21 protein-coding genes are annotated in these 19306 nt (G+C 65.8%); 19 read left to right on the top strand and 2 right to left on the bottom strand.

From position 1 onward, the window contains the following. Positions 1-32: 32 nt before the first annotated feature. The 9 genes from AC27IO_RS00430 (at position 33) to AC27IO_RS00390 (ending at position 9651) form a co-directional block, all read left to right on the top strand. Positions 33-2075: a DNA topoisomerase III gene (locus AC27IO_RS00430; RefSeq protein ID WP_498736645.1), complete on the top strand. Its 2043-nt coding sequence runs from the start codon at positions 33-35 to the stop codon at positions 2073-2075. Positions 2076-2570: 495 nt separating this feature from the next. Then, positions 2571-4169: a DNA cytosine methyltransferase gene (locus AC27IO_RS00425; RefSeq protein WP_498736677.1), complete on the top strand. Its 1599-nt coding sequence runs from the start codon at positions 2571-2573 to the stop codon at positions 4167-4169. A gap of 297 nt (positions 4170-4466) precedes the next feature. Beyond that, positions 4467-6032 (top strand): ATP-binding protein, encoded by a 1566-nt coding sequence (locus AC27IO_RS00420; protein ID WP_498736643.1) that lies wholly within the window; start codon positions 4467-4469, stop codon positions 6030-6032. A gap of 186 nt (positions 6033-6218) precedes the next feature. Next, positions 6219-6497: a type II toxin-antitoxin system RelE/ParE family toxin gene (locus AC27IO_RS00415; protein ID WP_228316135.1), complete on the top strand. Its 279-nt coding sequence runs from the start codon at positions 6219-6221 to the stop codon at positions 6495-6497. A 13-nt stretch (positions 6498-6510) separates the two neighbouring features. After that, complete coding sequence (locus AC27IO_RS00410) at positions 6511-6795, top strand: HigA family addiction module antitoxin (protein WP_228316134.1); 285 nt, start codon at positions 6511-6513, stop codon at positions 6793-6795. A 344-nt stretch (positions 6796-7139) separates the two neighbouring features. Next, positions 7140-7397: a hypothetical protein gene (locus AC27IO_RS00405; RefSeq protein WP_498736640.1), complete on the top strand. Its 258-nt coding sequence runs from the start codon at positions 7140-7142 to the stop codon at positions 7395-7397. A gap of 18 nt (positions 7398-7415) precedes the next feature. Beyond that, positions 7416-7808, top strand: a complete 393-nt coding sequence (locus tag AC27IO_RS00400; RefSeq protein ID WP_498736638.1) for a hypothetical protein — start codon at positions 7416-7418, stop codon at positions 7806-7808. 191 nt (positions 7809-7999) lie between these two features. Next, positions 8000-8686 carry a hypothetical protein gene (locus AC27IO_RS00395; RefSeq protein WP_487087287.1) on the top strand — a complete coding sequence of 229 codons (687 nt, stop codon included), beginning with the start codon at positions 8000-8002 and terminating at the stop codon, positions 8684-8686. 188 nt (positions 8687-8874) lie between these two features. Then, positions 8875-9651, top strand: a complete 777-nt coding sequence (locus AC27IO_RS00390; protein ID WP_498736635.1) for a GTPase — start codon at positions 8875-8877, stop codon at positions 9649-9651. 188 nt (positions 9652-9839) lie between these two features. On the opposite strand, the gene AC27IO_RS00385 is transcribed toward AC27IO_RS00390, so the two are convergent. Both AC27IO_RS00385 and AC27IO_RS00380 read right to left on the bottom strand, forming a co-directional pair. Next, on the bottom strand, positions 9840-11489 hold the full coding sequence (locus AC27IO_RS00385; protein ID WP_498736633.1) for a jacalin family lectin: 1650 nt from the start codon (positions 11487-11489) through the stop codon (positions 9840-9842). A 14-nt stretch (positions 11490-11503) separates the two neighbouring features. Next, a complete protein-coding gene (locus AC27IO_RS00380; RefSeq protein ID WP_498736631.1) occupies positions 11504-11821 on the bottom strand; it encodes a hypothetical protein in 318 nt (105 codons plus the stop codon). Between the two features lie 864 nt (positions 11822-12685). On the opposite strand from AC27IO_RS00380, the gene AC27IO_RS00375 reads away from it, so the two are divergent. The 10 genes from AC27IO_RS00375 to AC27IO_RS00330 all read left to right on the top strand — a co-directional run bounded on the left by AC27IO_RS00375 (position 12686) and on the right by AC27IO_RS00330 (position 19273). After that, positions 12686-13594, top strand: a complete 909-nt coding sequence (locus tag AC27IO_RS00375; RefSeq protein WP_498736629.1) for a DUF3577 domain-containing protein — start codon at positions 12686-12688, stop codon at positions 13592-13594. Positions 13595-13750: 156 nt separating this feature from the next. Continuing rightward, positions 13751-14578: a DUF932 domain-containing protein gene (locus AC27IO_RS00370; protein WP_498736627.1), complete on the top strand. Its 828-nt coding sequence runs from the start codon at positions 13751-13753 to the stop codon at positions 14576-14578. A gap of 97 nt (positions 14579-14675) precedes the next feature. After that, entirely contained in the window at positions 14676-15368 is a 693-nt protein-coding gene (locus AC27IO_RS00365; RefSeq protein WP_498736625.1) for a DUF3275 family protein, read from the top strand. A 93-nt stretch (positions 15369-15461) separates the two neighbouring features. Continuing rightward, positions 15462-15806 (top strand): hypothetical protein, encoded by a 345-nt coding sequence (locus AC27IO_RS00360; protein WP_498736623.1) that lies wholly within the window; start codon positions 15462-15464, stop codon positions 15804-15806. A 105-nt stretch (positions 15807-15911) separates the two neighbouring features. Beyond that, positions 15912-16319, top strand: coding sequence for a hypothetical protein (locus AC27IO_RS00355; protein WP_498736621.1), 408 nt, complete (start codon positions 15912-15914; stop codon positions 16317-16319). 14 nt (positions 16320-16333) lie between these two features. Then, positions 16334-16594 (top strand): hypothetical protein, encoded by a 261-nt coding sequence (locus AC27IO_RS00350; RefSeq protein WP_498736675.1) that lies wholly within the window; start codon positions 16334-16336, stop codon positions 16592-16594. Positions 16595-16670: 76 nt separating this feature from the next. Next, entirely contained in the window at positions 16671-17324 is a 654-nt protein-coding gene (locus tag AC27IO_RS00345) for a hypothetical protein (protein ID WP_498736619.1), read from the top strand. 64 nt (positions 17325-17388) lie between these two features. Next, entirely contained in the window at positions 17389-18498 is a 1110-nt protein-coding gene (locus AC27IO_RS00340) for a DUF6094 domain-containing protein (RefSeq protein WP_441004858.1), read from the top strand. A 54-nt stretch (positions 18499-18552) separates the two neighbouring features. Further along, positions 18553-18879 carry a methyltransferase gene (locus tag AC27IO_RS00335; RefSeq protein ID WP_228316121.1) on the top strand — a complete coding sequence of 109 codons (327 nt, stop codon included), beginning with the start codon at positions 18553-18555 and terminating at the stop codon, positions 18877-18879. Between the two features lie 85 nt (positions 18880-18964). Then, positions 18965-19273 carry a hypothetical protein gene (locus tag AC27IO_RS00330; protein WP_498736616.1) on the top strand — a complete coding sequence of 103 codons (309 nt, stop codon included), beginning with the start codon at positions 18965-18967 and terminating at the stop codon, positions 19271-19273. The last annotated feature ends 33 nt before the right edge of the window (positions 19274-19306 follow it).

Here is a 19306-nt window from a genome sequence, read left to right as displayed (position 1 = left end):
TCGATGACCGTCACGCACTTTCGGGAGGCACCATGCGCGTGGTTCTGTGCGAGAAGCCGTCCCAAGGCAAAGACATCGCCAAGGTCCTGGGCGCACACCAGCGCGAGGCGGGCTGCTACGGCGGCCCGGGCATCAAGGTCACCTGGGGCATCGGCCACCTGATCGAGGCGGCGCCCCCGGAGGTCTACGGCGAGCAGTACCGGCGCTGGGCGCTGGAGACGCTGCCCATCCTTCCCCAGCACTGGCAGTGGGTCGTCAAGACCCAGACCGCCGTGCAATTCAAAGTCGTCCGGCAACTGTTGGCACAGGCCACCGAACTGGTGATCGCCACCGATGCGGACCGCGAGGGCGAGATGATCGCCCGCGAGCTGATCGACTACTGCGGCTACCGCGGCCCGATCCAGCGGCTGTGGCTGTCGGCGCTCAACGATGCATCGATCCGCAAGGCGCTGGGTGCGCTGAAGGCCTCGCACGAGACGCTGCCGCTCTACCACTGCGCGCTCGCGCGCTCCCGTGCCGATTGGTTGATCGGCATGAACCTCAGTCGCCTGTTCACCCTGCTCGGCCGGCAGGCCGGCTACGACGGCGTGCTGTCCGTCGGGCGTGTGCAGACCCCCACGCTCAAGCTGGTGGTCGACCGCGATCGGGCGATTGCCGCATTCGTGCCCGTGCCGTTCTGGTCCATCGAGGTCTCGCTCTCCGCGAGCGGAAAGACGTTCATGGCGCGCTGGACGCCGCCGGCGGGGTGCACCGACGACGCCGGCCGGTGCCTGCAGCCCGCAGTGGCGCGGCATGCGGCCGACCGCATCCGCGCCACGGGAGCGGCCCAGGTGGTCGGCATCGACACCGAGCGCGTGCAGGAGGGACCGCCGCTGCCATTCGATTTGAGCACGCTGCAGGAAGTTTGCTCCCGGCGCCTCGGACTGGACGTGCAGGAAACCCTCGACATCGCGCAAGCGCTCTACGAAACGCACAAGGCCACGACGTACCCGCGCACCGACTCGGGCTACCTGTCCGACAGCATGCTCGCCGAGGTGCCCCTGGTTCTCGACAGCCTGGTCAAGACCGATCCCAGCCTGCGCCCGCTCATCGCCCAGCTCGACCCCACCCAGCGCTCGCGCGCATGGAACGACGCCAAGATCACGGCGCATCCCGGCATCATTCCCACGTTGGAGCCGGCCGACCTGTCCGCCATGGATGAGAAGGAGCTCGCCGTCTACCGGCTGATCCGCGCGCACTATCTCGCCCAGTTCCTTCCCCACCACGAATTTGATCGCACCACTGCGCAGTTCACCAGCGGCGACCAGGCACTGCAGGCGATCGGCAAACAGATCGTCGTGCCGGGCTGGCATCTCGCTTTCGCGGCACCGCCCTCCCTGCCGGAGGATGCCGACGCCGAGACGGATGGCGCGGGGCCGCGCGAACAGGTCTTGCCGGTGCTGCGCGAAGGCTCGGCGTGCCGGGTCGAGGCCCTCGATCTGAAATCGCTCAAGACCCTGCCCCCCAGGCCCTACACGCAAGGCGAACTGGTCAAGGCGATGAAGACCGTCGCCAAGCTGGTCACGGACCCGCGACTGAAGCAAAAGCTCAAGGAAACGACCGGCATCGGCACCGAAGCGACGCGCGCCAACATCATCAGCGGCCTGCTCGGCCGCGGTTACCTGCTCAAGAAAGGACGCGCGGTCCGCGCCTCCGACACCGCCATGACGCTCATCGATGCGGTGCCGGCGGCGATCGCCGACCCGGGCACGACCGCGATCTGGGAGCAGGCGCTGGACATGATTGAAGCAGGCCAGATGGGCCTGGACACGTTCGTCGAAAAGCAGTCCGCCTGGGTCGCGCAGTTGGTGCAGCAATACCGCGGCACAACGCTGGACATCCGCATTCCCCAGGGTCCCCACTGCCCGCTGTGTGGCGCGGCCACGCGCCAGCGCAGCGGCAAGACCGGCGCTTTCTGGTCTTGCTCGCGCTATCCCGACTGCAAGGGCACACTCCCCATCAGCCCTGCCAAGACCCGCCGCGCCAGCAGCGGCAAAGCCGGCACAGAACGCACCCCGCGCCGGCGCTCCCACTAGCCTCCCGACAGGCCCTTCCACCCGATCGCATCGCCCTCCGCGCCGATGCGTTGTCCTCGCGCCCCGCGAGGCACCCAGCACGCTTTAAGCCTTCTGCAACGTGTGCCCGTCGGCACCGGCGTTCGCGCACCGGCCGGCGTGAAGGCGCCTTCCTGCCCAGCCCGCGCCCGCGGGACGACCTCATCGCGTGTTCCCGTTGTTCCGGCGGGTCCCCCGGCGCCTTGCAATGCGAGCCGCCCGGAGACCCGCTGGGTCGACGGCAGTCCATGCCGGCGCCTACCGGCGAAACAACAGGTGCCCTTTGTGCGCGGATGCGTGCCAGGGATTGTCGGCCCCAGCCACGACACGGGCCGGGTAGAGGCTGCGACAGCGGACGGTTCCACGACGATCGCGTGCTGCGCCAGCTCAACGGGTGGTCGCTTCCTCGCGAGCCGGAGACCCACGGTCTCCGGCGTCTTTCTCCTGACTTCCCCCCAACACGAACAGGAGACTCCCATGAACCCCCACCCCCCAACCACCACCGCATTGGCGTACGGCAGCGTGTGCAGCGGCATCGAGGCGATCAGCCTCGCCTGGGAACCGCTCGGCCTGGTGCCGGCATGGTTTGCCGAGACCGATCCGTTTGCCAGCGCGGTGCTCGCCCACCGCCACCCCCGCGTGCCGAACCTCGGCGACATGACACAACTGGCGCATCGCATCCGCGCCCGCGCCATTGCCGCGCCCGACATCCTGGTGGGCGGCACGCCCTGCCAGTCCTTCAGCGTCGCCGGCGCCCGCCAGGGGCTCGCCGACCCCCGCGGCGCCCTCACCCTGGCCTACGTGGAGATCGCCAATGCCATCGACCAAGTCCGCACCCGTGCCCGCCGCCCGCCGGCCACGCTTGTCTGGGAAAACGTCCCGGGCGTCCTCAGCGACCGCGGCAATGCCTTTGGCTGCCTGCTGGGCGCACTGGCCGGCGAAGACCGTGCGCTCGAACCGCCAGGGCCCCGATGGACGAACGCAGGTTGTGTGTCTGGACCGCGCAGGCGCATCGCCTGGCGCGTGCTCGACGCCCAATATTTCGGCGTCGCCCAGCGCCGCCGCCGTGTGTTTCTTGTGGCAAGTGGTGGAGACCACATCGATCCCGCCGAAATACTATTTGAGCGCGAAGGCCTGCGCGGGGATCCTTCGCCGGGCTGCGCACCGTGGCAAGACGCTGCCGGCGCTGCTGGACCACGCACTGCGCGCGCAGGCGGCACGACAGGGCTGAAATCGCCCTACGGCCGAGTCACCGTGTCGCTCGGCTTCGGCAACGGCCAGGGGCCCGCCAATGTCGCGGCCTGCCTCATGGCCGCCGGCCCCCGGCACGACCTGTGCACCGAGACGGTTCTCGTGCAGTCGGTGGCCGGACGCATCAGCCACACGCTGGACACGGCCAACGGCGGCAAGGGGTGCGGCGAGGATGGCACCGGCAAGGGTGTCCCAATCATCGCCTTCACGGCACAAGGATGCGGTGCCGATGCAGCACTGGGACTGTCGCCGACGCTCCGCGCCGGAGGGCATTGCGCAAGCCACGCCAATGCCGGCGTGGTACCGGCGATCGCCTTCGCGCAAAACTCCCGCGGCGAACTGCGCTGGGAGTCCGGCCACGGGCAGATCGCTGGCACGCTGTCCACCGGCGGCGGCAAGCCCGGCCAAGGTCGCCCTATGGTGTTGAGCATGGCCCTGCGCGGCCGGGACGGCGCCCCCGCAGGCGATCCAGCACCGCTTTCGCTGCACACCAGCGAAGGCAAAGGCAAAGGCAAAGGCAAAGGCAAAGGCGATGGCCTTGGCCGCGCGCCGGTACCCGGCTATGAAGCGCACTTCCTCTGCGAGGCACCAACCGCCGGCTTGCATGGCCTGCACTGGCGGGTGCGCCGGCTGATGCCCAAGGAATGCGAGCGCCTGCAGGGCATGCCCGACGACTACACGCAGGTGCCCTACCGGGGCAAGCCGGCGGCCGACGCTCCGCGCTACAAGGCCATCGGCAATTCGATGGCCGTGCCCTGCGTGGCGTGGCTGGGCTCTCGCCTGAAACGGTGCCTGGACAACGGGACACCGGACGCTGCGGATTGACGCACGCCTGCGGGCGCCGGCCAGGCGATGCTGGTTACCGCATGCGCTGAAGCCATCAGCCACTGCCAGCAGCCCCGGTCGTCCAGGCTGCGACGCGGAACCTTCCGCGACGACCACCCTCGTCCGCTTCGCATCGTGCCGCGGACGCGCACCCCTCCCGGATGTCGATGCTCTCCCTCCATCGGGCACTTCCGCCCCTTTCTCCAACGGCAAACGCCCCACCGACGCGGCCTCGCGCCGACGCCTTGGCGTGCGCCTTCGTGCGCGATCCGCACCCCTCATTCCAAGGAGTCCTCCATGCACACCATCCGCCTTCAAACCAACCAGCACCGGTTGATCGCCAACCTGCGCCACGCCTTCAATCAACGCTCGATGCTCGGCGAGCTCCTGCAGAACGCCCGCCGCGCGCGAGCCAGCGAGATCCGGATCACCGTCGATCAGAGCAGCCTGACCATCCACGACAACGGCAGCGGCATTGCCGACCTGCAATCGCTGATCTTCATCGCCGAATCCGGCTGGGAAGAGCCACTGAAATCCAACGAGAACGCATTCGGAATGGGGGCGCTCTCCACGCTGTACTTCGCCGAGCACCTGAGCGTGCATTCGCGCGACGGCATGTTCAACGCGCGAACAGCGGACATCCTCGCGGGGGCGCCGATCGCCATCGTGCCAACGAACGCCTATCTGCAAGGCACCGTGATTCGCCTCGACGGCATCCAGCCGCCGCACCCCAGCGACCGGCTTCACGACTGGGTGGCATGGGAGCTCAAACGCCTGTGCGAAGCCTTCCCGGTGCCGGTGTGGCTCAACGGCACCGAAATCCCCCGCCCGCTCGCGTCTGCGTCGCTGGATTGGCGGCAGACGTCCATGGGAAAAATCTTGATCGATCTCACCGGTGCCCGAACGCAGTGGCGATGCTTCCTGCAAGGCCTGCCCATCGAGACCGGGGCGAACCACAGCCTTCACCAAGTCGTGCTGCTGCCCGACGACACGCTCGCCAAGCTGCCGGACCGGCAGCATCTGCTGAACGAGACCCAGGATTGCCGACGCATCCAGGCGGCGGTCGACCAGGCCTATCGCCAGGCACTGATGGACAAGAAGGCCGCACTGGCGGAAAGCGAGTTCGTCGAGCACTACGCCCATGTGTGCCTGCAGTCGTCCAATGCCGACCTGCTCAACGACCTGTCGTTCGTGCCCCGCGGGTGGTTTCGGGACTGGCAACAAGAGCCCGCAGGGTTTCGTCATTACTGGGAGCGCCGCGAAGCCGAGGGCGTCGTCTCTCGCACGGTGCTGCAGGAACTGGGCGTCTGGCAGATCGATGCCGACCAATGCGACGGGCTCACGGCCGAGGTCTATCTGGAAGCGGCCCAGGCGTTCCTGCTGGAAGCATCCGGCCTGGACAACGGGCACTGGGTCCATTCACTGGTCCGAGCCATCCGCCCGGAGCAGGTCCGAGTCGATGCGGATGCAGTCCTGCATCGGGATGCCAGCCCCTGGCTGGCCGACGGCGAAGTCGAACTGGCGCTCGTCGACACGCTGCAGGTCCGTCTGGAAGGCGAATCGGGCTACGCCGTGCCAGCCATCCGCAAGGACGGCACGCTCTACCTCACGGCACAGGCATCGGATGCGACCCGGCTGGTCAGCGATTACGTCTTCGAGGATCGCTACGAGGAGGACCGCGAGGATGAAGACGCAAAGACCCTGCGCACCTTCATCGCGGTGGGTTGCTCGTCTGCGCCGGATCGCGTCGTCGATGCCCTGCTGCCCGACGTGCTGCGCTACAGCGCGCAGCCGAAGCTGGCGGGCGCCACGGTCCGACTGGTCTTCGATGCGGCCGGAAAGCTCCAAGCGGTGACCGCATGACCCCATCCGCCGCGGTGCCGGCCCCTCGCCCGCACCGCCATCCCCTCCAAAGCGTCCCGTGCTCCCAAGCGATCGGCGCGAACCCGAAAGCGGTCGCGCGCACGTCCACTTCACACGAGAACCTCCCATGCCCCTCCACCAGCAACCCTTGCAGGGTGTAAGGCATCACCTTACACTTCAACAACCGTGATCCGGTCCATCCGGCACAAGGGACTGCGGGCACTGCACCAGCGTGGCGACACGGCCGGCGTTCGCGCCGACCATGTCGCCCGCCTGCGGCGCCTGCTGGCTTCCCTGGACGTGGCCCAGGTCCCGGCCGACATGGACCGTCCCGGCAACCGGCTGCATCCCTTGAAGGGGAAGCTGGCCGGCCACTGGTCGGTCAGCGTGTCCGGCAACTGGCGCGTCACTTTCCGCTTCGACGGCTCCGACGTGGAGCTGGTCGATTACCTCGACTATCACTGAGCAGGAGGCCTCCATGGCTATGCACAATCCTCCCCACCCGGGTGAAGCGTTGCGCGAGGACGTGCTCCCCGCGGCCCAGCTGTCGGTGTCGGGCCTGGCGCGGCACATCGGCTACTCCCGCGGGCAACTGTCCACGGTGCTGAACGGCCGGGCGGCCATCAGCGCCGACCTCGCCCACCGGCTCGAACTGGCGGGCCTGGGCAGTGCCCGGCAATACCTGGCCGAACAGGCGGCCTACGACCTGTGGCAGGCAGAACACCGCGAGCATCCCCGCATTGCACGCCTGCAACTGGCCTGATTTCTCAACCTCCGTTCCATCCCCTTCCCCATGGCCCCGCATTCCGATGCGGGGCTTTTTTTTGCCTCGGCAATCCGGACGGCGCGGGATTCCGATTTCCGGCCGACGCGGCCAGGCGCGCGCGCGAAGCTGGCTGCATGTGTCGCTGACGCCGTCAGCACCATGCCAGCAGCCAGGATCCCCGAGGCTGCCGCGGAGTTCCTACCGCGCGATCCGCCCGTCCGCCATCGCATCGAGTCCGCGGACACGCGTCCTGATGACGCCGATGCCGATTCATCCACCGCCTGCGGGAGCTGCCATCCCGTCAGGGATTGCTCGATCTCGCTTCTTCCAGGAGTTCGCCCATGTCCCACCTGCCCCACCTGTCCCAGCCAACCAGCGCTGATACCCCGTCCCAGCCGACGCGTTTCGGCTGCCTCGCCCTCGCATACGCCGGCAAGTACCTGCCGCTGCAGGTCTTGCACAGCGCCGCCGGCCACTACATCGGCACGCGCGACGCAGAAGGTCCCGTCTCGCGCGAGTCCAACGAGTACTTCCGCAGCGAAGCCGCCGCCCAGCAGGCGCTGGAGCGCGGTGGCTGGTCCCAATTGCCCACCCCGTGATCCATCGAAGGAGCTCTCATGCACCCGCTTCTCCCACCGGAAGTCGTCGAACAGATCGAACGTGAGGAACGGCATTTCACCGCGGCACCCGATGCGTTTTTCCAAGCCTGGAGGCGCGGCGTGGAAATCGCTGGACCCGAGTGGTTCGGCGACGGCACGCCCGAAGGCCTGCAGCGCGCCCGCAGCAAGTGGGACCTGCGCCCGAACCTGCTGCGGCTTGGCGACGCCCTCGGCGTGCTGAGCAGCGGCCAGCGCATGTTCCTGTCGGCCATGGTCAGCTTCTACAACGCCCGCGAAGGCGCAGCCATGCTGCGCCGCTGCGGCTTCGAGGGCCTCGCCGACCTGGGCGGCCTCGATCTGCAGCGGCGCCAGGTCATCGCCGATCTGGTGCTGAACTACAGCGGCTGGTAGGCCTGCCCGGGCTGCTGCCGCACTGTTTTCCGCTGCCCCCACGAGCGCCATGTGTTCCGTCTGGGGCCATGGCCCTCTTCTTTCCGAGTGCCCCCTTCACCTCCTGACCGACGCCTGACAGCGCCGGTCGTTTCCCTGCGGATGCCATGTCCGCAAGGGCCGGCTCCGCGTCCCACACCAGGAGCCAACCCATGGCAGACAACCACTACGAGGCCACTGGCGTCCTCGTTCTCGAGCGGGTGACCCCGGTCATCCGCGCACTGTTCGGCGGATTCCAACTGGATGCCGACTACCCCGGCAATGGCGAGGCCTACATCGCCCTCGTTGGCAACGCCCCTCCGAGCTGGGACGACCTCCGCGAGGAACTGGTCGAACTGGCCAAGCCCTTGGGCTTCACACCCTCCGTCGCGGCCACCCCGCCGGTCGGCGAAGTGCTGCAGGTGCTTGCCCAGCACTTCGGCGCAGACGGCAACGTGGCGTTGATGTCCCTGATCGGGCGGGACCGGTTCGAGGATGCCGCCGATCTCCATGTGCTGTTCCTGCTCGCCACGTGCTTCGATGACGGGCACCACCTGCGCGAGATCCGCTTCGAGGGCTGCTGGCACTGCGACAAGCCGCTTCTGTTCGAGTTCTGGGGCGCAGGCCACTACCTGAGCCGCGAATTCGAGGCCCACAGCGCCTCCGGCCATGCCCTGCAACTGGGCCCCCTGATCCGGGAGGCTTTATCCAGCGGCGACTTCGACCAGGGCGCCACCGTCATCGCGCGCGAAACGGACCGACTGCTGGCCGGCATCCGCAATGCCGCCCATCGCAGGCAACTGCAACGCCGTGTCGTCTGGCATCTGATCGAAGGCCTTTGCACTGACGGGGAGCCGTGATCCCGAAAGGCCGCGCCTCCGATTCGCCAGCGGCATTTCCCCAGCAGCCATGACCTATCCAGGCTGCGGTGCGGTTCGCCGCACAGGTCATCCCTCTTCGGACGCGTCGTGCGTCCTTCCACGCCAACCCACAAGGGATCTTCCTCCCTTGCGGGCGGAAGTCCCTTGGATTTCTCAAGGAGTCTTCCATGGATACCCAAGCCCTCCGCGCACAGATGCCGACACTGGTCTGCGGCCACGTGCCCTCCAACGTCCACCGCTTCAAGTTCCAGGTCTTCGACGGCGAACCCAAGGTCTCGATCCTGGGCATTCCCGTCGATCCGAAGCCCTTCGACGGCAAGGTCATTGCCAGGACCGACGAAGCGATCGTCATCAAGACGGGCCGAGCCGAGTTCGCGGTGCTCGACCGGGCGCTGGTGACCGAAGTGCCAGATGAAGGCGCCAAGGTGCACGTGGAGCCCTATGCCAGGCGCCGCTTCGATGGCCTTCGGGCGGACACGCCCGAAAAGCAGGTCGAACGGACGGTCGACGGTCTCACCTATTCGGTACACACCACGGTGTTGGGCTCCGCGCCTGCCAAGCTGCCCATCCCGAAGCCCCGCTGTCCCGAACTGGCCGCGCTGATCGAACAGCTGGAGCAGTTGCCGGCACCCGACGGTTTTCGTCGCATCACGCACATGCTGGTCGATGCGGGTGCGCGGGATTTCACCTGGGTGGATCCGACGCCCGCCAACATCATCCAGACGCCGCCGGCCATCGGCTTCACCGTCTCCACGGGCAAGTTCGCGGGCGACGTCCGCGTGCTGTACGACCGCGGCGCGGATCAGTACGTGATCGAACTGCACCGCGGTGGCAAATGCATTGACCGCATCGAGGACGTGTTCTTCGACGACCTTGGCCGGGTTTTGGAGGGGCTGATCGACGACGGCAGCTGGCGCCGCATCCGCGTGCAGCGCGTGCCGTGATCGCACCCGTCTGGCGATGACACCCGCCTCGCTCCTCGCCCGCCCGGCGAGGAGTTTTCTTTCATTTCTTCACGCGTCCACCATAGGTGGCAGGGCTCAACCAGGCGAGCGAGGTGTCCATCGCCCGGTAGGGCATGCGCGGCTACGGTTTCGCTCGGGCCTGCACTCAACGGCCCTGCCCCGTTTCGTCAATCCGACTGGACTGGTTGTGCTGGTAAAGGCAACGTGCAGTACCAGTGGAACGTCAGCACCTTTAGATTGCATGACGAGGTGCTGCCGTTGAGGCTGTAGCCCGACAGTCCCACCAGCCGGCCGTCAGCCGTTCCTTCAGGCGCATGGGACTCAAAAAACCCGCCACTGGTGCCATCGGCGCTTCCGGCGAGAAAGCTCTGACCATTGTCAGCCGTGAAACCCAGCGCGTTGATCAGCCCGGAAGAACGGCCTTCCGCACTGGTGATGGTCTGGCCAGTGGACAGAGTGACCTCGAAAGGCGTGGCGTCCGTATCGCCGTTGCGTCCCTGCACGCCCGTGGATGCGCCATCTATGAACACCTCCAGCGCATCGATCAGGTCGCCGGCCAGGACGCGAACCCGTGTAATGCGAGAGCCCGCGCCCGCCACCGCGCTAAACCCAGTGCTGTTCTGGTACTTGCCTCGCGGCCCGTCGAGGAACACCACTTCGGGCGGCCGAATGGGTGTCGGATTGTCGGGATTGGCCCAACTCCAGAGCTGGGTCTGGGCGATGTTCTGGTCGATCTGCCAAGCCAGTGCGTTCGTCATCGCCTCCGAATGCTGGTCGGCCGCGTACTGAGCGCGGCTCTTGGCTCCACCGCTGAATTCCTCCACGCCACGCCACCCGCTATAGGTGTCAATCGGCGTCCACCTATCAACGGTGATCGAACTGTTGTCCTGCAGCAGGATCATCGCCGCCCGCTGTGCAAGTAGGTCGGCACGCGCCCGGGCGACGGACGCTTGGTATGCCTCGATCTTTTCCTGCAATCGGGTCACCAGCGTCGCACGCGTTTCGGGGGTCGGCGGCTCACCGTAGATGTCTTCGTAGAACAGGATCTCTTCTCGAAGGGTGAGCAGCATGAGGGAGCCGAATGGCAGAAAGAAGCTCAGCGTGTTTTGCGACGATTTCAGGTCAATGAAATACGGCTCTTGGATCTTCAAGTTAGACAGCAGGGCGCCGAATGCGGTCTTACGCGTGGCGGACGTCGACTCCGCATAATCCCGCGTCACCGCGTAGAGACCTTCGAGCTTTTTGCTGAGGCTGGTAGCGATGATCTGCTGGTAAACCGTGCCTACCACCTGACTGATGTAATTCTGGAAGCTGGCCCAGGCTTGCTCCTGATTGGTCCGGGGATCGGGCCACAGGCCGTACAACATGGTCTTGAGCGCCACTCCCACGGTGGGAACCAGCATCAATGCCGAGCCGAGGGCCGTGCGGAAGAAGTTGTTGATGGTGGAGGCTGACACCAAGCCGTTGCTGTCCTCCACGGCCCAGTTCACCGTGGTCGGCTCGGGAAAGGACGCGGGCTGGTAGTCGTAGAGCTTGAAGCTGTCGATACTGCCGCCCACCCCGAATGCGTCCAGGTCGTCGATTTTCTGGTTGGGATAAAAATAGGCCGTCTTGCCGCCGTAATCGTCATCCTTGAACACCTGGATCCAAGCCCGTGAGCCGAGAACGAGCGAATCGGTTTCGTCGCCGCCTTTTTCGCCGGTAGAGAACGTGTAGTCATTCAGGTCCGGCACCTCAACCGGGCCGTCGAAACGCTTCGTTCCGCCTTTCTGATCCTCACCGTCGTAAAACTGTACCCAGCAACCGTCTGTAGACATTGGTTTCTCCCTATTTATGAAATCGCTTTCGCGAGTGATGACCATCCGACTTCATTAATGGACACGTCATTTTTTGGATCATATCCAAACGGTGCTGGGGCACTGGATATATCGTCGCGATATTCCTTGCGCTGCTGGCGCAAAATTTGAAGGACGTATGGTCCATGACTTTGTTTCGCTCCGCATTTGCGTGAAAACTGCATTCGCTGGGGATGCACTTGCAGTACCCCTTGAATTGCACAAGTGCCGCATGCCGCAGGCTCGCGCCACATACAACGCGCACATCTCTCAAGCACTGTGACCAGACTGTTGGTCAGGGCCAGCGTGTCCATATTGATGGATCTCGTGTCCACGGAGCGCGTGGTGCGCTATGAACACGAAGCTTCAGTTGATCGGCCGCGCATTGATGCCGAGCAACTCGCTATGGTCGTGATGAACATGCTCAGATGCCTCTATCGTCATGCTCCCCAATAAGATAGAGCGAAGGCGAAGCAGTTCATGCGCGTTGCAGCACCCTACTCAAAGGGCCTGGGCATAAACATCAGGCGCCTGCTGACACAACTACACAGCGTTTCGCGCGCAGATTGGCAGCTGCGTGCACTTCAGTGGGAAGCGGGAAAATTTCACCCGAGCCTAACAACCATAGCCGATTGGCAATGCAAAACGATTTATCCATTCAGCGCTGCTCAAATTTCTTTATGGTGGGGCGACCAGACATCAACCCACGGGATGGCGGTGTTGGCAAGTTAACGGTAGGGAGGTTGAGAAGTCGGCAGCTTCACTACAACTGCAATGCTGCACAGCGCCATTAGCCACTTGATGCTTGTAGCGCGACTCCAGTTGGCAAATGACCTGTTGAGTCTTGGCAACCAAGTCCTACGAATTTAATTGTCTCCGTCAATGCGGTCAGATGCGGTTTCCCCTTTGCGGTAGCACATCAGCCCAGGACGCATGACGCTTCGCGCATGCCTGCCGACCGATGTCGGTGACATGCCAGGCAACCTCCGGTCTTCGAGGTTGCGCGCAGCCCATCCGCTGCGTGACCGGACCAGTTCGCACAGCATCCCTCGTGCGAACGATCACCGGCTTGCCCGGTGGTGGATGCAGATCGCCTTATCAACCCACCGCGGGGTTACGCACCTCTCCCCGCAGCGTGGGGTCGGTGTGTCTCCGCTTTCTTCCCATGGAGATTCACCATGAACACCCCATCCAACACGAAGTCGTACTTCGACCTCCACACCTCGGGCATCGGCTATGTGCAGCGGGCCCGCGAAGTTCCCGTCAAGGGGGGCCGGCGTGCACAGCCCTTCTTGGCGTGCACGATCGCCGCGCTGGTCGGTCCTGCGAAGGATCCGAGCTACCGGTATTTCGATGTCAAGGTCTCGGGTGCCGAGGCCAAGAAGCTGGTCGAGCGCTACATCGGTGTCGACGATCCCCGGCAGCGTCCGCTGGTCCGTTTCCGGATCGGCGACCTGTGGGGCGATCCGTACATCCGTCCGAGCGGTGAACGCAAGGGCGAAGCCGCTGCGAGCATCAAAGGCCGGCTGCTGAAGGCCGAACCGATCGAGCGCACCGAACTGGCAACGGTCGATGCGCACGAACTGATCACCCGCGGCATCGGTTACCTCAACCGTCCGAAGGAAGTCACTCCGAAGGACCGCGATGCGTTCCTCTCGTGCTCCATTGCCGCGTTGGCGGGTCCCGTCGATGAACCGGAATACCGCTACATCGACGCGATCGTCGAAACCGTCGATGCCCAGCACCTGGTGCGGCGTTGCGTGCAGGCCATCGAGGCCGAGCGCAAGGTACTGATCGCCTTCCATCTGAACGACATGAAGATCGATCCGTACATCCGCACCCGGGGCGAGCATGCGGGCGAAGCAGCTGCGAGCCTGGAGTCCAAGCTGATCCACGTCGGCATGATCAAGATCGACGGCCAGAAGGTCTATCCCGAGGTCCCTTCGATCGCCGACGCGCCAGCGGCGCAGGACGACAGTGCCCGCGATGCCGCCGGCCCTGCCGACGACGACGCCGGCGTCCCGCCGTCCGAGTCCGCCGAGCGCGAGACCGAAGAACACGAGTCGGCCCTGGCCGCCTCGTGCTGAACCGACAGGGCCCCATCACCGGGGCCCTGTCTTTCCTCCCCAGCAGCCCATGCAGCTCCTTTCCCGGAGGTGCATGCGTTCGCACTTTCCTTCCTACGCATCCCGCGAGGCCATCCACCGGCCGGCGGGCTGCTGCATTGTTCAAGGAGAACGGACATGTCTCTTGCCACACGCTTTTCGCACCACTCCCCCGTGCTGCGCGCGGACCGTCCGCTGTCGGACGACCAGATCCGCACCGTTGCGCCCTCCATCTTCGCCGATGAACCCCACGGCAGCCGGTCCCACCGATACGCCTACATTCCGACCGCGACCGTGCTCTCCAAACTCCGTGCCGAAGGTTTCGAGCCTTTCATGGTATGCCAGACGCGCGTCCGCAACGAGGATCGGCGCGAGTTCACCAAGCACCTGATCCGCCTGCGCCATGCGAGCCAGATCAACGGCGCCGAGGCCCAAGAGATCATCCTCGTCAACAGCCACGACGGCACCAGCAGCTACCAGATGCTCGCCGGCATGTACCGATTCGTCTGCCACAACGGCCTGGTCTGCGGCGACACCGCCGCCGACATCCGCGTGCCCCACAAGGGCGACGTGTCGGGCCAGGTGATCGAAGGCGCCTTCAAGGTGCTCGACGGCTTCGACACCGTGCGGGAATCCCGCGATGCCATGCGTGACTTGACCCTCGACGAGGGCGAGGCGCAGGTGTTCGCACGTTCCGCACTGGCGCTCAAGTACGACGATCCGGACAAGCCTCTACCAGTCGCGGAGAGTCAGTTGCTCTCGCCGCGCCGCTTCGACGATCGGCGGCCAGACCTGTGGTCCGTGTTCAACCGGGTCCAGGAAAACCTGGTCAAAGGTGGTCTGTCCGCGCGAACGGCCAATGGCCGTCGCCAGCGCACGCGAGAGGTACGAGGAATCGATCAGAACCTGCGCCTGAACCGCGCGCTGTGGATGCTGGCCGATGGCCTGCGCCAACTCAAGGCCTAGCGCCGCACGGACCTCGCCCCTCGCGGGCGGGTCCGCTTCTTCCGCTTTGAACGGGCGCCATCCGGCTCCCATCACTTTTTCCGAGGAGACATCCCATGTGGCCACCAACCAACCGCCGTTGTCCACGACACCCCACATCGTTACCGGCCAGCTGACGCTGCGCACCATCCGTGGCCGCAACGGCCCGTTCAACGTCGGTCGGCTCGTCACGCCGATTGGCGAGTTCGCCGTGAAGGACGCGGAACTGGAGCAGTACCCCGAAGGCAAGTACGAAGGGAGCTTCGCCATCCGCTACATCTATCCCAAGGCGTATCCCACCGCCGGCGGCATGCGCTTCGAAATCCGGGCCAACCTCGACGGGATGACCCTCTCGGGCCTGGACCAGTTGAGCCGCGACGAAGTCCGCAGCTTTGCGCCGCAGGACGTCGATCCCCTGGACGAGGACCTGGGTGCACCGGCCACTGCCACACCGGCACCGGTCCCCGAGCCAAGTCCCGCGTCCAAGCCCGCACCCGTGCGGACATCGAAAGATCCGCTGATCGATACCACGCCGTTCGGCATGGACGCGCCATCCACTGCCGCGGCTGACACCACTACCGCCGGTAGTGCCGACAGTGAGGACGCTGCGTTGTTCGGTGTGCTGTGGCCCCTGGGCGAGTTCGTCAAGCTGGACTCGACCATCGACCGTCGCACGCTGCGCATGCAGATCGCACGCCTGGGCTCGCTGGGCTATGCGCTGGATTTCAGGTCACAGGAATGGAAACGCCAGCCGGAACCCCAGGCGGCGTAAGTCTCTGCACCGCATCCGCGCTGATTCATCCACCCGCTGGAGCGCCTTCCCGCGCGGAAGGGAGGCTCTGGCCTCTTTCTGGAGTTCTTCACCATGTCAACGATCGGCTGCAGTACTCAATCACATCCCATTGGTCACACGCCCGACGCGTTCGATGAACCCGCGTGGCGCACGGTCTGCGAGGCACTCGCCGCGCAAGCCAACAAGGGTTGCGGCCTGTCTCACGACTACTACGTCGAACGCTTCAGTTCGGCGATCGATGCGCAAGCCGGTCGATTGCCCGAAGACCAGCGCGCACAGGCTCTGAAAATCGCACGGGAATGGGACTACGCAACACCTGCCGAACGGCAGGAATCCCAGGACTGGAATGCGGATAACGGCTATTGCTCGCACGGCATCGAAGTGGGTTGCTGTCCCGCCGGTTGCGGTTCGTACTGAAGACTGGCCCTTCGCTCCATAGCCACACACGCGGCGTTTTCACCACCCGCCGGGGTTCTTCCCGGCGGGGGAGACCTCCGGCTCTTCTATCTCAGGAGGCCTCTCATGGGCTGGTATTTCTCTCCCCAATCGCGGTCTGAACTGATCGCGCAATTGATCGCACCGCAGGAGACCGAGCGCGCCAGCGTGAAGGTCATCGCCCACGCGCTGCGCGGCAATGTCCTCTGGTCCGTCGCCGAAGTGACCGCCAAGGCCGAAGGCGTGCATCGTGATCTCGCACCGGGCCAGTCCCTGCGCACCATCCGTTGCGATCTGCTGAAGCGCAGCGGCGACCAATGGGGCCACAAGCCCCTGTACGAGTCCATGCACCCGTACTACTACTCGTGCCCGCTCTCCTACCTCGACCTCGCGCCAGAGCAGTGCGCCGACTGGCGTGCAGGCGTTCGCGCCCACCACGCGCGGCGTCGCACGCCCACGATGGCCACGGCACCCGCCGCGGCGCTGACCGCTTGAGCGAAGGAGCCGACATGGACCCGATCCTGGCGGCGCTCTCGCCCGCCCTGGTGGCACTCGTTGAAGGGAGTTTGCCCAACGACGAAGTGTCGAGCGACGAGGAAATGCGGGAGACCTTGATCCGCAGCGGTCTCACCGAGGAACAGGCGCGACGGGCACTGACCTACCGCGACCAGTACCTCCACCACATCTACCTGGAGGGTTTCACGCCGATCACCTCGGCAGACCAGGCGCTTCACTTCAACCCGCACACCCGGCAGTTCACGCCGGACTGAGCGGCTTTTTTCCACCCCCTGGGGCAGTACTTGCCCCGGCGGGCGGTGCTGTTCCCGTTCATCCGAGGACACCACCATGCCCGCAAACCCTTCGTCCACCCCGCCCCTCTACCGCATCGACGAATGCGCCGACCTGATGGTCGATGCCTGCGTCTGCGGCGCACAGGGCGAACTCGTCTTCCTGTCCGTCTGGGCACGCGACACCGCCATCCAGGAGTTTCTGGCGCGCCTGACATTGCCAGGCGACGCACAGGGCCTGGACCAGTTCCACTTGGTCACCGGCGAAGGCGCTGCGCTTCCCGTGTTCGTCGGCAACGTCGAGCAATTGGAAAAGCGCACGACGCGCGCCTTCCGCCGCACCCTGTTCGGCTCCATGGTCCACCTGTGGCTGTTCGATCGCCGCTGCGTGCAGCCCGATAAAGCGAACGCCAGCGCGCTCGCCCTGATCCCCAAGGCCGACGCCGCGTCCACCGAACGGTTGTGGACGCTGGTGCAGCAGACCTGTCCGCTGCCCCTGCTCGACCACTGGCGCGACACCGTGCTGGAACTGCTGTCCACCCAGGCGATGCTGAGCCGCCTTCCGATGGCGCTCGGGCCGCTCGAAGGCCATCGGCTGGCCCTGGATGTGCCCGTGCTCGCCCGAGCATTGGGTGAGTTGATCCGCCGCGATGTTCTCCGCGCCTGCGCGCAAGACGCCCTCCCGGCGGAGCCGCTTCGGCGGCGCGCCTGACGCCCTCGATGGGCCTGCAACGCAGGCCCTTCCTCCTTTTTTCTCCCCGCAACAGGAGCATTCCATGGCACTCATGTTTCCGCGCCTCGCGCGCAATTTCATCAAGGCGGGCTACTTCCCGACCGACGAACCGACCCTGGAGCGGGTGCTGTCCGCCCTCGCACCCGCCAGCGGTCCGATGTGCATCCTCGATCCCTGCGCCGGCGAAGGCGTGGCGATCGCCGAGGCGGCCCACGCCCTCGGGCGCGAGCAGGTCACCGCGTATGCCGTCGAATACGACGGCGAGCGCGCGGCCCACGCGCGTTCACTGGTGGACCACTGCCTGCACGGCGACCTCATGGACACGATGATCTCCCGCCAGGCCTTCGGCCTGCTCTGGCTCAATCCGCCCTACGGCGACCTGTCCCGGGACGCCAACGGCAACATCGGCTACCAGGGCCAAGGCCGTGCGCGGCTGGAAAAGCTTTTCTACCAGCGCTGCCTGCCGCTGCTGCCTTACGGCGGCGTGCTAGTCTTCATCGTGCCCAGCTACGTGCTCGATGCCGAACTGGTCGGATGGCTCACGCGCCACTTCGATGGCCTGCGGGTCTACCGAGCGGTGGAGACGCAGTTCCGCCAGGTGGTGGTCTTCGGTCGCCGGGTCCGCCAGCGCGACCAGGCGTCGGACGAAGCGAAAGCCGCGCGCGGCCTGCTGCTGCAGGTCGGGCATGGCGACGTGGAAGCCGACGCATTGCCGACCGAATGGCCGTTCCTGCCGTACACCGTGCCTGCCAGCCCGGCGCCGCCGGAGCATTTCTACCGCGTGACGATGGAGCCGGCGCAGTTCGCCGAGGAAGTCGGCCGGCTGCAAGGGCTGTGGCCTTCGGTACAGACGCACCTGGGCGCCGCCCAGCAGGCCTTGCGCCCACCGGCGCGGGCCTTGTCCTCCTGGCATCTCGCCTTGGCGCTCGCAGCCGGTGCGGTCTCTGGCGTGGTCACCTCCAAGACCGGCCGCGTATTGGCCGTCAAGGGCGACACGCACAAGGAGAAAACGCTCGCCAGGCAGTACACCGAGCGGGACGACGGCTCCGTCGCAGAGACCCGCATCCTCACCGACAAGTTCGTGCCGGTCATCCGCGCGTGGGACTTGACGCCGTCCTCCCCGACCCGGGGCGAGGTGTTGACCATTCGCTGACGTTCGATCCCATCGGCGGCCTCGCCGCCTCTTTCCAACCCAAGGAGTCATTCCATGCTGCAAGGTCTCTTCGCACGCCAGCGGCGTGCATCCGTGCCGTCCCCGCTGTTCTCCGTGTGCCAGCTCCAGTTGAGCGAGCAGGTGCATTGGCTGGACAGCAAGGGCCTCCTCGATCCCCTGCCCTATGTGCAGCGCCACATGCGCGGCGACTGGGGCGAGGTCGATGAAGCCCGGCGCCGCGCCAATGAAGGCGCGCTGCAGGCAGGCGGCGTCCTGCAATCGCAGTACCGCATCACGCCCCGGCTGGCGTTGCTCGTCCTCACCGACGAGGCGCGCCACCGCACCGTCGTGCGGCTGCCGGAGGAACCGGATCCCCGCTGAGCGGTTCCGCTTTTTTTTCATTCACCCCCTGGGGCACGTCGCGGCCCCGGGGCCGGGCGTGCTCCGCTTTTGAAAGGAGCCTTCCATGTCGTCTTCTTCTCATCGCATCCCGCAGCGCCACAACCCGCTGTTTCCCATCGGCGCGCTGGTCTACAGCGAAGGGGTCTACCGGCTGGTCCGCGAGGGCCGGCTGGACCCCCTGCCCTGTGTCCAACGCCACATGCGCGGTGACTGGGGCGATGTCTCCAACGAGGCCTGGCATGCGAACAACGCCGCGCTACCCGCAGGCGGACGCCTGGGCTCGTTCTATGTCGTCACCCGCGAATTAAATCTCCACGTTTTCACGCTGGCGGACCGCAGCGCGACCCACGTCGTGCTGCCGTCCGAGAACTGATCTCGCTTTCCTGACGGCTCGCCGTCGCTCTTC

The organism is Acidovorax sp. KNOB132, assembly GCF_057541515.1.
This window is presented reverse-complemented; position numbering and strand designations above follow the sequence as displayed.

Excerpts from the sequence above, each read along its gene's own strand:
- AC27IO_RS00405 (WP_498736640.1), top strand. The coding sequence starts at position 7,140 with ATGTCCCACCTGCCCCACCTGTCCCAGCCAACCAGCGCTGATACCCCG.
- AC27IO_RS00380 (WP_498736631.1), bottom strand. The coding sequence starts at position 11,821 with ATGGACACGCTGGCCCTGACCAACAGTCTGGTCACAGTGCTTGAGAGA.
- AC27IO_RS00420 (WP_498736643.1), top strand. The coding sequence starts at position 4,467 with ATGCACACCATCCGCCTTCAAACCAACCAGCACCGGTTGATCGCCAAC.
- AC27IO_RS00425 (WP_498736677.1), top strand. The coding sequence starts at position 2,571 with ATGAACCCCCACCCCCCAACCACCACCGCATTGGCGTACGGCAGCGTG.
- AC27IO_RS00360 (WP_498736623.1), top strand. The coding sequence starts at position 15,462 with ATGTCAACGATCGGCTGCAGTACTCAATCACATCCCATTGGTCACACG.
- AC27IO_RS00395 (WP_487087287.1), top strand. The coding sequence starts at position 8,000 with ATGGCAGACAACCACTACGAGGCCACTGGCGTCCTCGTTCTCGAGCGG.
- AC27IO_RS00400 (WP_498736638.1), top strand. The coding sequence starts at position 7,416 with ATGCACCCGCTTCTCCCACCGGAAGTCGTCGAACAGATCGAACGTGAG.
- AC27IO_RS00375 (WP_498736629.1), top strand. The coding sequence starts at position 12,686 with ATGAACACCCCATCCAACACGAAGTCGTACTTCGACCTCCACACCTCG.
- AC27IO_RS00390 (WP_498736635.1), top strand. The coding sequence starts at position 8,875 with ATGGATACCCAAGCCCTCCGCGCACAGATGCCGACACTGGTCTGCGGC.
- AC27IO_RS00430 (WP_498736645.1), top strand. The coding sequence starts at position 33 with ATGCGCGTGGTTCTGTGCGAGAAGCCGTCCCAAGGCAAAGACATCGCC.
- AC27IO_RS00355 (WP_498736621.1), top strand. The coding sequence starts at position 15,912 with ATGGGCTGGTATTTCTCTCCCCAATCGCGGTCTGAACTGATCGCGCAA.
- AC27IO_RS00345 (WP_498736619.1), top strand. The coding sequence starts at position 16,671 with ATGCCCGCAAACCCTTCGTCCACCCCGCCCCTCTACCGCATCGACGAA.
- AC27IO_RS00330 (WP_498736616.1), top strand. The coding sequence starts at position 18,965 with ATGTCGTCTTCTTCTCATCGCATCCCGCAGCGCCACAACCCGCTGTTT.
- AC27IO_RS00410 (WP_228316134.1), top strand. The coding sequence starts at position 6,511 with ATGGCTATGCACAATCCTCCCCACCCGGGTGAAGCGTTGCGCGAGGAC.
- AC27IO_RS00385 (WP_498736633.1), bottom strand. The coding sequence starts at position 11,489 with ATGTCTACAGACGGTTGCTGGGTACAGTTTTACGACGGTGAGGATCAG.
- AC27IO_RS00335 (WP_228316121.1), top strand. The coding sequence starts at position 18,553 with ATGCTGCAAGGTCTCTTCGCACGCCAGCGGCGTGCATCCGTGCCGTCC.
- AC27IO_RS00340 (WP_441004858.1), top strand. The coding sequence starts at position 17,389 with ATGGCACTCATGTTTCCGCGCCTCGCGCGCAATTTCATCAAGGCGGGC.
- AC27IO_RS00350 (WP_498736675.1), top strand. The coding sequence starts at position 16,334 with ATGGACCCGATCCTGGCGGCGCTCTCGCCCGCCCTGGTGGCACTCGTT.
- AC27IO_RS00370 (WP_498736627.1), top strand. The coding sequence starts at position 13,751 with ATGTCTCTTGCCACACGCTTTTCGCACCACTCCCCCGTGCTGCGCGCG.